This window comes from Luteibacter sp. Sphag1AF, from assembly GCF_014192715.1.
In the GTDB taxonomy this organism is placed as follows: domain Bacteria; phylum Pseudomonadota; class Gammaproteobacteria; order Xanthomonadales; family Rhodanobacteraceae; genus Luteibacter.
Genome location: NZ_JACHYH010000012.1, coordinates 1 through 14,052, shown reverse-complemented (window position 1 = coordinate 14,052; position 14,052 = coordinate 1). Strand labels below are relative to the sequence as shown.

General features: G+C 62.4%; 13 protein-coding genes. 8 read left to right on the top strand and 5 right to left on the bottom strand.

The features are described from left to right. Nucleotides 1-6: 6 nt before the first annotated feature. The 3 genes from FHW69_RS18160 to petA are packed head-to-tail and all read right to left on the bottom strand — an operon-like array spanning nucleotide 7 to nucleotide 2,646. On the bottom strand, nucleotides 7-753 hold the full coding sequence (locus tag FHW69_RS18160; RefSeq protein ID WP_183424526.1) for a cytochrome c1: 747 nt from the start codon (nucleotides 751-753) through the stop codon (nucleotides 7-9). Next, complete coding sequence (locus FHW69_RS18155) at nucleotides 746-2,047, bottom strand: cytochrome bc complex cytochrome b subunit (RefSeq protein WP_183424525.1); 1,302 nt, start codon at nucleotides 2,045-2,047, stop codon at nucleotides 746-748. The genes FHW69_RS18160 and FHW69_RS18155 overlap by 8 nt, the downstream gene beginning before the upstream one ends. Further along, complete coding sequence (gene petA / locus FHW69_RS18150) at nucleotides 2,047-2,646, bottom strand: ubiquinol-cytochrome c reductase iron-sulfur subunit (RefSeq protein WP_183424524.1); 600 nt, start codon at nucleotides 2,644-2,646, stop codon at nucleotides 2,047-2,049. The genes FHW69_RS18155 and petA overlap by 1 nt, the downstream gene beginning before the upstream one ends. A 197-nt stretch (nucleotides 2,647-2,843) precedes the next feature. Between petA and FHW69_RS18145 the strand changes: the two genes are divergently transcribed. After that, nucleotides 2,844-4,022, top strand: a complete 1,179-nt coding sequence (locus tag FHW69_RS18145; protein ID WP_183424523.1) for a trypsin-like peptidase domain-containing protein — start codon at nucleotides 2,844-2,846, stop codon at nucleotides 4,020-4,022. Nucleotides 4,023-4,241: 219 nt separating this feature from the next. Here FHW69_RS18145 and FHW69_RS18140 read toward each other — a convergent pair whose 3' ends face one another. Beyond that, nucleotides 4,242-5,279, bottom strand: coding sequence for a lytic transglycosylase domain-containing protein (locus FHW69_RS18140; RefSeq protein ID WP_183424522.1), 1,038 nt, complete (start codon nucleotides 5,277-5,279; stop codon nucleotides 4,242-4,244). Between the two features lie 231 nt (nucleotides 5,280-5,510). Here FHW69_RS18140 and miaB point away from each other — a divergent pair, with 231 nt between their 5' ends. The 7 genes from miaB to FHW69_RS19240 all read left to right on the top strand — a co-directional run bounded on the left by miaB (nucleotide 5,511) and on the right by FHW69_RS19240 (nucleotide 13,014). Beyond that, a complete protein-coding gene (gene miaB / locus FHW69_RS18135) occupies nucleotides 5,511-6,863 on the top strand; it encodes a tRNA (N6-isopentenyl adenosine(37)-C2)-methylthiotransferase MiaB (RefSeq protein WP_183424521.1) in 1,353 nt (450 codons plus the stop codon). A 66-nt stretch (nucleotides 6,864-6,929) separates the two neighbouring features. Further along, a complete protein-coding gene (locus FHW69_RS18130) occupies nucleotides 6,930-7,913 on the top strand; it encodes a PhoH family protein (RefSeq protein ID WP_183424520.1) in 984 nt (327 codons plus the stop codon). Next, nucleotides 7,910-8,371: an rRNA maturation RNase YbeY gene (gene ybeY, locus FHW69_RS18125; RefSeq protein ID WP_183424519.1), complete on the top strand. Its 462-nt coding sequence runs from the start codon at nucleotides 7,910-7,912 to the stop codon at nucleotides 8,369-8,371. The genes FHW69_RS18130 and ybeY overlap by 4 nt, the downstream gene beginning before the upstream one ends. A gap of 75 nt (nucleotides 8,372-8,446) precedes the next feature. Then, the gene (locus FHW69_RS18120; protein ID WP_183424518.1) at nucleotides 8,447-9,298 is read left to right on the top strand and encodes a transporter associated domain-containing protein; all 852 of its coding nucleotides are present in this window, start codon (nucleotides 8,447-8,449) and stop codon (nucleotides 9,296-9,298) included. An 11-nt stretch (nucleotides 9,299-9,309) separates the two neighbouring features. Beyond that, on the top strand, nucleotides 9,310-10,509 hold the full coding sequence (locus tag FHW69_RS18115) for a DUF4105 domain-containing protein (RefSeq protein ID WP_183424517.1): 1,200 nt from the start codon (nucleotides 9,310-9,312) through the stop codon (nucleotides 10,507-10,509). Between the two features lie 52 nt (nucleotides 10,510-10,561). Then, nucleotides 10,562-11,581, top strand: coding sequence for a magnesium and cobalt transport protein CorA (locus FHW69_RS18110; RefSeq protein WP_255494893.1), 1,020 nt, complete (start codon nucleotides 10,562-10,564; stop codon nucleotides 11,579-11,581). A gap of 230 nt (nucleotides 11,582-11,811) precedes the next feature. Then, nucleotides 11,812-13,014 (top strand): reprolysin-like metallopeptidase, encoded by a 1,203-nt coding sequence (locus FHW69_RS19240; RefSeq protein WP_183424516.1) that lies wholly within the window; start codon nucleotides 11,812-11,814, stop codon nucleotides 13,012-13,014. A gap of 321 nt (nucleotides 13,015-13,335) precedes the next feature. Here the strand turns inward: FHW69_RS19240 and FHW69_RS18100 are convergent, their stop codons facing one another. Continuing rightward, nucleotides 13,336-13,725, bottom strand: coding sequence for a hypothetical protein (locus FHW69_RS18100; RefSeq protein WP_183424515.1), 390 nt, complete (start codon nucleotides 13,723-13,725; stop codon nucleotides 13,336-13,338). Between the last annotated feature and the right edge of the window lie 327 nt (nucleotides 13,726-14,052).

The following is a 14,052-nucleotide window of genomic DNA, read 5'->3' as shown; positions in this document are numbered from 1 at the left end:
CGTCTGTCAATGTACGTCTTTCCAGTACTCGTGCTTCAGCAGATACGCGAGGAAAGTGAAGCCCGCCAGAAACAGCAGCACCCACACACCTACGGATTGACGCTCAAGCGCCGCAGGCTCGGCCGCGTATTCCAGAAAGGCCGTGAGGTCGCGCGTGGCGCCTCGGAATTCTTCCGGAGTAAGCCGACCCGGCTGCGAAAGCTCCAGCTTCTCGATGGTGGCATCGTGACCGGGCGAGGCCTCCGAATGCACCGCCGTCTGCAAGCCCTGCAATTCCCACAATGGGTTGGGCATGGAGGCGTTCGGGAACACCGTGTTGTTCCAGCCCACCGGACGGGTCGGGTCCAGGTAGAACGAGTTGAGGTAGTTGTAGATCCAGTCCACGCCCTTGGCACGCGCTTCAAGAGAAAGATCCGGCGGCTCCTTGCCGAACCAGGTCTTTGCGCCTTCAGCGGGCATGTGCGAGATCACCGGCTCGCCGAACTTCGCCCCCGTGAAGTTGAGGTTGTTCATGACCTCGTCTTCGCTGAGGCCAAGGTCGCTGGCCATGCGCGAATAACGCACGTACTTCAGCGAGTGGCAGCCAACGCAGTAGTTGAAGAACAGCTTGGCGCCGCGCTGAAGCGATGCCTTGTCGCTGACATTGGTGCCGGCCGGAGCCAGCTCTTCACCACCTTCACTGGCCCACGCCGACAGGGAGCCGACCAGGAGGCCGAACGCGAGGGCGATAAGGGAAAAATACCGCTTAGTCATGCGTCGTCACCCGTTCCGGAACCGGCTTGGTCTTCTCAAAACCGAAGTGTGTGTACACCCACAGGAAGATAAAGAACCCGAAGTAACCCAGCACCATCACGCGACCGAAGGCATTTTCCCAGGTGGTCACGTCGGCATGAGGGAACCACTCGGGGATGACCTCGGCGGTGACACCGGCACCCACCAGACCCAGCGCAAGGAACGAGATGACCAGCACCGCCAGGGCGATGCGGAAACCAAGGCCGCGATAGCGCACCGAACGTACTTCACCGCGATCAATCCACGGCAGCAATGCCAGCAGCAGGATGGCGCCGAACATCCCCAGCACACCCCAGATGGCGGTACCGAAGAACGACGGAATCATGCGCAGGATCGCGTAGAACGGCGTGAAGTACCACGAAGGCTTGATGTGGCTGGGCGTGACCAGGTTGTTGGCCGGCGTGAAGTTGTCATGCTCCAGGAACCAGCCGCCAAACGTCGGTGCAAAGAAGATGATGAACGCGGCGATGATCAGGAAGAAGCCGACACCCACCAGATCCTTCACCGTGTAGTACGGGTGGAACGGAATGCCATCGGCCGGCGCATTGGCGTCCCAGCGATTGCCCTTCGGGCCGTGCTTCACGTCCACGCCGTCCGGGTTGTTCGAGCCCACCTCATGCAGCGCGGCGATGTGCAGCACCACAAGAAGGAGAAGCACGATCGGCAGCGCGATCACGTGCAATGCAAAGAAGCGGTTGAGCGTGGCATCGGCGGGCAGGAAGTCGCCCATGATCCATTCCACCAGCGAGTGGCCGATATAAGGAATGGTGCCGAACAGCGAAATGATGACCTTCGCGCCCCAGAAGGACATGTTGCCCCACGGCAGCACGTAGCCCATGAAGGCCTCGGCCATCAGCACGAGGAAGATCAGCATGCCCAGAATCCACACCAGCTCGCGTGGACGCTTGAACGACCCGTACATGATGCCGCGGAACATGTGCAGGAACACCACCACGAAGAACAGCGAAGCACCCGTGGAGTGCATGTAACGGATGAGCCAGCCCCACTCCACATCACGCATGATGTACTCGACCGAGTTGAACGCTTCCAGCGCACTCGTCTTGTAGTTCATCGTGAGGAAGATGCCGGTCACGATCTGGTTGACCAGAACCAGGATCGCCAGCGAGCCGAAGTAGTACCAGAGGTTGAAGTTCTTCGGCGCGTAGTATTCGGTCATGTGCGCGCGGTACAGGGGCATGAGCCCCGGCGCACGTTCGGTGAACCAGTTACCCAGACGCTCCATTGCCTTGGCCATCAGCCTGCCTCCTGCGGGTCGACGCCAATCTGGATATGGGTGTCGTCAACGAAGTGGTAAGGCGGCACCGGAAGATTCTTCGGTGCAGGCACGCCACTGAAGACGCGGCCGGCGATGTCATAACGCGACTTGTGGCAAGGGCAATAGAAGCCGCCCTTCCAGTTCGCGTCGAACGGCTCGGGCTTGATGTCAGGAACGAAGTCCGGCACGCAACCCAGATGAGTGCAAAGGCCAATCACCACCAGCCATTCGGGCTTGATGGAACGGGCTTCATTTTGCGCGTACTTCGGTTGCTGGTCGGGATCGGTCGACTTCGGATCGAGAAGCCGAGGTTCCAGCCCTTGCAGCTGGGCCAGCTGTTCTTTGGTGCGGTTGACTACGAAAACGGGCAGGCTTCGCCAGGCGAAAGTGACTTTTTGGCCGGCTTCGATAGCGCTGATGTCGACGGTGACGGGGGCTCCGGCGGCCTTGGCTCGCGCACTGGGTTCCCACGACTTGATAAACGGTACGACGGCTGCAACCACTCCAACCCCGCCAACCACTGCTGTGGTCGCGGTAAGGAAGCGGCGGCGGCCTTGATCGACGACTTCATTCGCCATCAGGCTCTCCGGAACTTATGCCATTGAGGTACGGAAGCACTCCCCTTCGCTACCGCTTTGCGAAATCGGCTACCGCAAAATCGCGTTAGTGTAGCGTCAGCCCCTGCACCGTACAATAAAACGCCACGTCGACCCAAATCGACCTCGACCCGTGCTGGTGCAGCGACTTGCGACCTGAGGATTTCCTGGCTTTCCCGATGAAATACGCCGCCCGCACGCTAGCCTTCGTTGCCCGCTTTGTCGTCCTTGGACTGGCCGTCGCCTTCATCGTCGGTCTCTTCTGGCCCGGCATTGGCTCGATGCTGCGTGCCCGGCTGTCGTTCCCGCATCCGGGCGCGGCCTCCACAGCGAAGGTCGCGCTCCCCGCGCCTGCGTCCTATGCCGAGGCCGTGGCCAAGGCCGCGCCCTCGGTCGTCAACATCTACGCCAACAAGCTGGTCACCGAGCAACCGCGCGAGCTCTACTCCGACCCCGTGCTGCAACGCATTTTCAGCGTACCCACGGGACCGGCGCGCACGCGCCGCCAGCAAAACCTCGGCTCGGGCGTCATCGTCAATGAAGATGGCTACGTGCTGACCAACAACCACGTCATCGCCAACGCCGACGACATCCAGGTGCTGCTCTACGATGGCCGCGTCGCCAAGGCCACCATCGTGGGCTCGGACGAAGAAACCGACCTTGCCGTGCTGCGGGTCGACGCGGGCAACCTGCCCGCCATTCCCATGTCCGAAGAAGGCGTCAAGCCGCGCGTAGGTGATGTGGTGCTGGCCATCGGCAATCCCTTCGGCATTGGCCAGACAGTGACCATGGGCATCGTCAGTGCCATCGGGCGCCAGCTCAACCTGTCCAGCCTTGAAAACTTCATCCAGACCGACGCCGCCATCAATTTCGGCAACTCCGGCGGCGCCCTGGTCAATGCCAACGGCGAACTGGTCGGCATCAATACATCGCTGATCGGACAGGCTGTAGGCGCAGAAGGCATTGGCTTCGCCATCCCGGTCAGCAGCGCACGCGAAGTGCTGGACCAGATCGTCCAGACCGGTCACGTCGTGCGCGGCTGGATCGGTGCCGACTACGGCGCCATCAGCATTTCAGCCGACAGCGGCCTGCCCTCGGCCGCGCGCGGCGTCGTCGTCAATGAGGTATCACCGGGCGGCCCGGCGGCGCGGGCGGGCATCCAGCCGCGCGACGTCCTGCTGAAGCTGGGGAACGAAGACATCCTTGACGCATCGGACCTGCGCCGACATGAGGCTGCGTTGAAGCCCGGCACCGAGATCACGGTATCGGGCCTTCGCAACGGCGCGCCGTTCTCAGAGAAGATCACGCCGGCACAGCGTCCGTCCACGCCGATGCAGCCACTGCAAAAGCTTCGCTAGACCCGCGCCGTCGAAAGGAGCGCCCGCCTGCACTCGCGACTCGCAAAGATCACGAGTGGCTGCTTTCTGACCAGCACAACGCAAGTACCCGCCGCGACAGGCTGTATTGAAGTTATCCACATGCTTATCCAGTGACTGTCCACACGCCCTGTGGATAACCCATCACGAAGGAGCGGGTGCCTGCTCGCGATGAGCAAGCCGCCCCACCGCGGTCAACGATTAAGCGCCCCCGCTGCGCAACGCCAACGGCACACCGACTCCCGAAGGCCGCGCAGCCTTGATCGAGTCGCCATAACGCTTGCGCAGTTGCCCCACGCGCTCGACGTAAACACGCGTCTCGTCGTAGGGAGGCACGCCGTTGTACTTCAGCACGGCGCCGGGCCCTGCGTTGTAAGCGGCAGCCGCCAGTCGCTCGTCGCCGTTGAAATTCTTCAGCAACATGGCGAGATAGCGTGCACCGCCACGGATGTTCTGATTGGCATCGAACGCATCCAGCACGCCCATGTCACGCGCCGTGCTGGGAATCAACTGCATCAGACCTTGCGCACCCTTCACCGACATGGCTCGCGGATTGAACGCGCTCTCGGCGTGGATGATGGCGCGCAACAGTGCCTCGTCCACACCAAACTCGCCGCTGGCCGAATGGATGACGTCACCATAGGCGGTGAGGTTCAACGCCACACTGTTCCAGTTGATGGGCGAATGCAGATCGCACGCAGCGCACGTGGCGATGTAGCTGAAGAGCATCGTGACTGCACGCCCCTTCGAGCCACCGGGCGGGACATTGGTGTATTCCACCCCGCCATCGGCACGGTCCACGCGATACACCGCGCCGCGCAACACCCGTGAGCCTTTGGCCACTGGCGTCGTGCCGTCGGCGACCTCCGGGATGGGTGCTGCGGAACCGGAGGTTTCCCTGTATTCCCACTGTCCCTTCGGAGTACGGGATTCCGCAGGCGCTGCCGGTAGCGACGATGGCGAGGCTGGCGAGGCTGGCGCCACCGCCGAGGTCTCCGCCGATGCACTGACACTTGCAAAGACCTGGGCGGGCGAAAGCTCCGGCGCTTTGGGGGCTGGCGTTTTCTTTGCCGGCCGCGCCGATACCGTGCCGCCGATCCGCTTGCAGTCCTTGTAGCCGTCGGTGTGACCGGTGAACACCGTCTCACCGCTGGCCCCCTCACACTTATATAGAGCCTCAGCCGACACAGGGCCGGCCAACGCCCCGAACAGCAGCGCGCAGCCCAGCGCAGCCCTCATGAGGGCCGGGCGTGATCGCGGGAAACAACAGGCGTTGTGGCCGGCGCTTTCCCCTGAACGTGCGGCGTGGACCATGGGCGCGAGTGTGCCCCAGCCCTACCCCGCTGCCAAGTGTTCCAGGTCGCAAAAACGAGCCCAAGTCATTGATTGACCGGGCCACCGGTGGCGGCAAAGGCCCGGCCAGCGTAAACTGCGCGGTTCGACGCATCCCACGCATTCCGGTATCTCGCCATGAGCGGCAAGCTTTTCATCAAGACCCACGGTTGCCAGATGAACGAGTACGACTCGGCCAAGATGGCCGACGTGCTCAAGGCATCGCACGGCCTGGAACTCACCCAGGACGAGGCGGAAGCCGATGTCATCCTGATCAACACCTGCTCCATCCGCGAGAAGGCCCAGGAAAAGGTCTTCAGTCAGTTGGGGCGCTGGAAGCAGCACAAGCGCGACGGCAAGCCCGTGCTCATCGGCGTGGGCGGCTGCGTCGCGTCGCAGGAGGGCGACTCGATCCTGAAGCGCGCCCCGCACGTGGACCTGGTGTTCGGCCCGCAGACCTTGCACCGCCTGCCCCAGATGATCGAAGCCAGCCGGGCCAGTGGCAAGGCACAGGTGGACATCAGCTTCCCGGAAATCGAGAAGTTCGACCGCCTGCCGGAGCCGCGCGCCGAAGGCCCCACCGCCTTTGTCTCCATCATGGAAGGCTGCTCGAAGTACTGCTCCTATTGCGTGGTGCCGTACACCCGTGGCGAGGAGATCAGCCGGCCGTTCGACGACGTGATCGTCGAGATCGCCCAGCTCGCCGAACAGGGCGTGCGCGAGGTCAATCTGCTGGGCCAGAACGTCAATGCGTATCGTGGCCCGATGCACGATGGCAGCATCGCCGACCTCGCCGTGCTGATCCACGCCATTGCCCAAATTGACGGCATCGGCCGCATCCGCTTCACGACGTCGCACCCGCTGGAGTTTTCCGACTCGCTGATCGAGGCGTACGCCAACGTGCCGCAGCTTGCCAACTACCTGCACCTGCCCGTGCAGGCCGGCTCTGATCGCATCCTCTCCGCAATGAAGCGTGGCTACACGGCGTTCGAGTTCAAGCAGCGCATCCGCAAGCTGCGCGCCGTGCGTCCGGACATCTGCATCTCGTCCGACTTCATCGTGGGCTTCCCCGGCGAAAGCGACGACGATTTCGAGAAGACCATGAAGCTGATCGCCGACGTCGGCTTTGATCAGAGCTTCTCCTTCATCTTCTCCTCGCGTCCCGGCACGCCGGCTGCCAACCTGCCCGATGACACGCCGGCCGAGGTCAAGCACGCGCGCCTCACGCGGCTGCAGGCGGCCATCAACGAAAACGCGCGCAAGATCAACGAAGCGATGGTCGGCTCCGTGCAGCGCGTGCTTGTCGAAAAGCCCAGCCGCAAAGACCCCAACGAAATGACCGGCCGCACCGAGAACATGCGCTACGTCAACTTCCCGGGCCACCCGCGGATGATCGGCCAGTTCGTGGACGTGGTCATCACCGAGGCGATGTCCAACTCGCTGCGTGGGCGCGTGCGCCTGGACAATGAGGTGCTGGCCCAGGCGTCATGACGCAGTACGCCTGCTTCGCCATGCACGCTCCGACCCCACCGACATCCATGTGATGCATAGATACCTATGACCAACGGTCTTTCGCAACGCGATTTCACCCTCGAACCCGAAGACAACGCCCGCCTGGCGAACCTCTGCGGCCCCTTCGATGAACACATCCGGCAGATCGAGCTGCGCCTCGGCCTGGAAATCGACCACCGCGGCAACCTGTTCCGCGTCATCGCCAGCGACGATGCCGCACGGGCGGGCGAGCGCGTGATCCGCAGCCTGTATGACGCCACGGAACACGAAGTCCTGACGGGCGCCATGGTCAATCTGCACCTGGCCGAGTCGGGCATCGACGCACTGGTGGAACAGGCGGCAGAGTCCGCGCAGGAAGTCACCATCAAGGTGAAACGCGGCGTCATCAAGGGACGTGGCCCCAATCAGGCCCGCTACCTGCACGCCATCACCACCCACGACATCAACTTTGGTGTGGGCCCGGCCGGCACGGGCAAAACGTACCTTGCCGTGGCCAGCGCCGTCGAAGCACTGGAAAACAACCGCGTGCAGCGTGTGCTGCTGGTGCGCCCCGCCGTCGAAGCGGGCGAGAAGCTCGGCTTCCTGCCGGGCGACCTCAGCCAGAAGATCGACCCGTACCTGCGTCCGCTGTACGACGCCCTGTACGAGATGATCGGCTTCGAGAAGGTAGCCAAGCTGATCGAGCGCAACGTCATCGAAATCGCCCCGCTGGCCTATATGCGCGGGCGCACCCTCAACGATTCCTACGTGATTCTGGACGAAGCCCAGAACACCACCGTGGAACAGATGAAGATGTTCCTGACGCGCATCGGCTTCGGCTCGGTGGCTGTCATCACGGGTGACGTCTCGCAGGTGGATCTGCCGCGCCACATCCGTTCGGGACTGCGCCACGCCATCGAGGTGTTGCGCGGCGTGGACGGCATCAGCTTTACCTTCTTCACCTCCCGCGACGTAGTCCGCCACCCGCTGGTTGCCAAGATCGTGCGCGCATACGAGGCGTTCGAGCAGAGCACCGAGGCGCATAAGTGAGCGAGTCGTTCGTTTCGGTAGGTTATGCCGTACCTCGCAAGGGCCTGCCGGCCGCCGCCAGCTTCCGCCGCTGGGTAGCGGCCGCGCTGGCCGGCGCACGTCGGCGCAAGCCGGCAGAACTGGCCATCCGGATCGTGGACGCCGAAGAAGGCCAGTCGCTGAACCTGCAATACCGGGGCCGCGACTACGCCACCAACGTCCTCTCCTTCCCGGCAGACCTCCCGCCCGGCCTCAACCTGCCGCTGATCGGCGATCTGGTGATCTGCGCGCCTGTAGTCAGCCGGGAAGCTGGCGAACAGGGCAAGCCCGAGGCCCATCACTGGGCCCACCTGACGGTGCACGGCGTCCTGCACCTGCTGGGCTACGACCACGAAGTGGAGGCGGAAGCAGACGCCATGGAGGCACTGGAGACGAAAATCCTGGCAGGCCTGGGCATCTCGAACCCTTACGAGGCCTGAACCCGCCCCTGAACCGTCATCCAAATTCCGCTAGACTGGTCCCCCGCCCGGTTTCGGGCAGCGCATCTAAGAGTAATGAACGAGGACCCTGGCAGTACCAGCGGCCCGACTCACCGTTCCTGGTGGGATCGACTGGGCCACATGTTTTCCGGCGAGCCCCGCAACCGCGATGAATTGATCGAGGAATTGCGCGCCGCCCAGGCCAACGGCCTGCTTTCCAAAGACACCCTGACCATGGTCGAGGGTGCCATCAAGGTGACCGAGCTCAGCGTCGACGATGTCATGGTGCCCCGTGCCCAGATCGTCATGCTCCCTGCCGACGCCCCCCTTCCCGTCATTCTCTCGATCGTTGTCGAATCCGGCCATTCGCGCTTCCCGGTGCATGGCGACGACAAGGACGAGATTCTCGGCATCCTGCTCGCCAAGGACATCCTGCGCTATTTCGGCCAGAGCGAAGGTTGCGACGTGCGCGCCCTGCTCCGTCCGGCCGTGCTCATTCCTGAGTCCATGCGCCTGAACGTGCTGCTGGCCGAGTTCCGGCTCACCCGCAACCACATGGCGCTGGTCGTCGATGAATACGGCGGCGTAGCCGGCCTCATCACCATTGAGGACGTGCTTGAGCAGATCGTCGGCGAAATCGACGACGAGCACGATGACGAAGAAGACCCGATCCTCGTGCACACGCTTGAGGACGGCGGCTTCTCGGTCAGCGCGCTGACGCCCATCGCAGACTTCAACGAACATGCAGGCGCGCAGTTCTCCGACGAGGAGTTCGACACCGTCGGCGGCATGATTACCTCCGAGTTCGGGCACCTGCCCGAGGCTGGCGAGGAAATCACCGTAGGCGATTTCGTCTTCCGCGTCACCGAAGCCGACGACCGTCGCGTGCAGCAGTTCCTCGTAACCCGCACCTCCGCCGAGGCGTAAGCGACCACTCCATGCGTCACTTCCTGATTGCACTATTGCTGCTGTGCCTTGTGCCAGCAGCCCGCGCCGGCATCGTGGATGCCCCCGCCGCCAACCTGGAAGTGTCGCTGCTGACCTACGGGCCGGGCGCCATCTATTGGGAGCGCTTCGGCCACGATGCCATCGAGGTGAAGGACACCGTCAGCGGAGAGGCGGTTGCCTTCAATTACGGTGTGTTCGACTTCGACGAGTCAGGCTTCATCCTCAACTTTGCACGCGGCCGGATGAGCTACCGCATGGACGCCGAGCCCACGGCATCCGATGTGTCGTTCTACAGCGGAGAAGGTCGCAAGGTGACTCACCAGCGGCTCAATCTCAGCAACGAGCAGAAAGAAAAGCTGCGCCGTTTCCTCATCTGGAACATCCAGCCGGAGAACGCGCGCTACAACTACGACTACTACGCCGACAACTGCACGACCCGCGTGCGCGACGCATTGAACGATGCGCTCGACGGCGTGCTGGACACGCAGCTTCGCGCGCGCAGCGGGGGCATGACCTACCGCGAGCAGACCGCTCGCCTCATGAGCAACGCGCCCGCGCTCATGCTGGCAATGGACCTCGGCCTCGGCCCCTACGCGGACCAGCCCATGGACGCGTGGAAAGAAAGCTTCCTGCCGATGGTGCTGGAAAATGAAATCCGCACGATCACGCTGCCCAACGGCCAGCCCCTGGTCAGCGATGAAGCCACGCTTGCGCCCAATCGCCTGGAAGCGCCGCCCGAGCGGGCGCCCAACCTGATCTGGCCACTGCTCGCAGCTGGCCTGGTCATCGCGGCACTTCTGCTGATTCCGGCTTTCACACGTGCCCGTGCTGCCCGCGTGATCTTCGTGATCGCAGGCACGCTGTTCACGGTGTTCACTGGCCTGGCGGGTCTCATCATGATCCTGCTGTGGTCGGCCACCCTGCACCATTCGGCCTGGGCCAACGCCAACCTGCTGCTGTACCAACCACTGGCGCTCCTGCTTCTGCCCGCCATCTGGCGCATGCGTCGCGGTGACGGACACGTGGGCTCGTTCGCCCGCCGCGTGCTCATTGTGTGCGTGGGCGCGGCCATCGTCGGCCTCCTGGCGCATCTGATACCCGGTTTCCTTCAGCGCAACATGCCGTGGATCGCGTTCGCGTTGCCGGGCTGGATCGCCCTGTACATCGCGATGCGCCGCCAGCCGGACTGAACACGCGCACATTGCGATTGCCCTGTCACAAGGGCAGCGTCATCATGCGCGAATGGCCTATCCCTCTCCTCGTCCCGAAGCAGCACCCGCATCCGGCAACGGCATGGTCATCAACTGCGTGGCCTACCGCAATGACGGGCGGCGCATAGGTGATATCAGCCTTGATGCCATCAGCGATGTGCTGAAAGAGCCCGACACCTTTGTATGGGTCGGCCTTCACGAACCGGACGAACCCCTGCTGCTGAAGTTGCAGGAAGAGTTCGACCTTCACGATCTTGCGATTGAAGACGCGCAGCACGCACACCAGCGCACCAAGATCGAAGCCTACGGTGACTCGCTGTTCATCGTGGCGCAAACGGCTCAGCTGGTCGGGGGCAACATCGCGTTCGGCGAAACGCAGATCTTCGTGGGCCATCGCTACTTCGTGACCGTGCGCCACGGCGCATCGCTGTCGTACGCGCCCGCGCGCCGCACCTGCGAGCAGACCCCCGAGCTGCTGGCCATGGGCCCGAGCTACGCGCTGTACGCCGTACTCGACTTCATCGTGGACAACTTCCTGCCCATCGTGCGCGACTTCCGGCAGGAACTGCACGAGCTGGAAAACGACATCTTCGCGGAAACCTACAACCGCCAGACGATCAAGCGGCTTTACGACATGCAGCGCGAGCTGATGACGCTGCGCCTGGCCGTCGCGCCGCTGCAGGACATTGTGGCGCAGCTGGTCCGCCTGCATCCTCACCTGATCCACGATGAATTGCGCGCCTACTTCCGTGACATCTACGACCACGTGTTCCGTGTCAACGAATCCATCAGTGCCATGCGCGAAATGCTCGGCGCTGCCATCAGCGTCAACCTCGCGCTGGTGACCTTCGGCCAGAACGAAGTGATGAAGAAGCTGGCAGGCTGGGCCGCCATGCTGGCCGCACCGACATTGATCACCAGTTGGTACGGCATGAACTTCGTGCACATGCCCGAACTCGACAAGCCGTGGGCATATCCGGCCATTACGTGCGTCGTCGCCTGCATCGTTGGCGGAATTTTCCTCGCACTGAAACGGAACAAGTGGTTCTGATTGCCGAATTTGCCCCGCATTGCCCCGGATTCACTCAGAAAATTCTGAAAAATCGCCGAAAAATTTCCAACTGCGACTTTTTACCGATTTCAGCCCGAACAGCTTGATACGGTGCCGTCCAAGAACCGAATCCCCACGCCTGCACTGGCCGCATAGGCGCGCCGGTGAATGCAGGCGTCATTCGCCCCCTGGAGGCACTTGTGATCAAACGCGCTCACTGTATGGCAGCCGTGGCTGCCGCAACCCTTTCCCTGTCGTTTGCTACGTGGGCGGCCAAGCCTCTCGTGTCGCCGTCACCGCCCTCTCCGCTGTTGAACGACAGCGATCCGGTAGCACAGCAGGTTGATTCGTGGCCGTCCACGCGCAACATGACGCGCGTCGAAGTCAACATCGCCGCGCTGTCGGTGAAAAGCTCGCAGGTCCAGCTGAACCTGGACCCGCAGCAACACCTGGTCGCCGACCATCGCTCCAGCGAAGTCATGGCAGACGGCACGCTTGTGTGGATCGGCCATATCCGCGCCGGCGACCGGCGCCGCGCAGCCGGTCAATCGCTGACGCTGGACGACGTAGCCAATGAGGTAATCCTTGTTCGCAATGGAAACCTCCTGATGGGCAGCGTGCGCGTGGACGGCAAACCCTACGCCATCCAGCCGATGGAAAACGGCCACCACATCGTCTACAGCGTCGACACTTCGGCCCTTCCCCCGGAACATCCTGCGGGCGGCACACCGGTAGTTATCGGCAGAGCCCCCGCGACCACCAGCGAAGCCACCACGCAGGCAACCACCATCCGCGTGCTATTCGCGTTCGACCGCGACGCTGCGCACAACGACACCGAAGCCGGCATGACAGCCAACCTGATCGTCGCCCAGACCAACCAGGGCTACGCCAACAGCGGGATTGAACACCGCCTGGAACTGGCAGGCACCCGCCTCGTCGACTACACCGGCAGCGGCTCGTTGCTGGACGACCTTCGCGCCCTGACCAACCCGAACGACGGCAGCATCGACGACATACATGCCGCCCGCAACGCCACAGCGGCCGACATGGTCAGCATGGTCGTCAGCCGCGGCGACGCCTGCGGCATGGGCTGGCTGGGCGGACGCGAAAGCGACGCCTTCACCGTCGTGCACAACAGCTGTGCAACCAGTTCCTACAGCGCAGCCCACGAGCTGGGCCACAACCTCAGCGCCGACCACGACATCTCCAACGCGGGCGGCTCCCTCTACGCATGGGGCCACGGCCACACCAACCCCGCCGCACACGCCCGCACCGTCATGGCCTACGACTGCCCAGGCGGCGGCTGCACCCGCTACAACGTGTGGTCCAGCCCCGCGAACGTCATCAACGGAGCACCGGCAGGCGTGGCCGGGAGCAGTGAGAATGTGAGGGTGTTGAACGCCAGCGCAGTGCGCGTGGCTGGATATCGCTAAACCGCGAGGCTGCGCACTATGGCGGCATGATTCGTCGCACAGAAGCGTCGATTGCAGAGATTGCTGCAATCGACGCTTCTTTTAGGTGCAGCCCTGATTTTTCAGCAAGGCGTGAATGCATCATACGGCGGGCGTTTATCCGGATGGCCTTCTTTTCTTATCGAAGGCACCTTCAGCAATGCACCCAGCAAAAGCAGCCCCAAGGCTTAGCTTCAAGTCTGGATGATGCTCTCATAGAGCGGGACCAGAACATCCGTATTCGCATACCCCAATGTATAACCTGCACCCGGCATCTTCGCCACGAAGTTCCAATGACGCTTTTCAGTCCATGAAAGTACCTTCCCTCACGGACAGTCCCTTTATCAGTGCAACCACCGTGGCGCCGTAGCTCGGCGAAATAACGAAGAGCCGATACGTGCCATCGGCCACAGCCGCACGCAACTGTTCGAGCTCCTTGTTGCTCGTTCCGCCATGGTTGAGCGCAACCAGAAGATCATTCGGTATCTCGGGACTTGCCAATAACTCGCAGTCAAGAATGATGTTTCCCTCCGCAAACCCATCGACGTTAAAGCGCTTCACGCCCGAAAGTAGCACTGTGAAAGTTTCGCCGGACACACTTTCTACAAACAGCCTGACTTGGTCATCTTTGACCAGAAAGCCTCTAAGGAAACCGTCGTGCAATGGGGGAAGTGAAATGGTGGAATGGGTCATGGCGTTATGTTTACGTCACCTTGCTTGTTGAAAATACCGCCCTGCTGCCGCCTCGTAATCCCGGTTAACGTTGTCATTCAACCTGCTCTCAGCCTCGAAGTACTGCCCCAGTAACAACACCATTGATGCAAACCCGTCGCCCGGAACCGATAGCGTTTTCTGTTCCCGCCTCAACGAGGCTTGCGTCCGCTAGAAATTCAATGCGCACCCTTCCGACAGAGCGTCTGAAGCTTCTGAAGCGTCCTCGTTGGTTCGAGCCAGACGGAAGTAGAGTTTCCCATCCAAGGAGCTCTATATGAAGAAGTCGAAGTTCAGCGAAGAACAGAT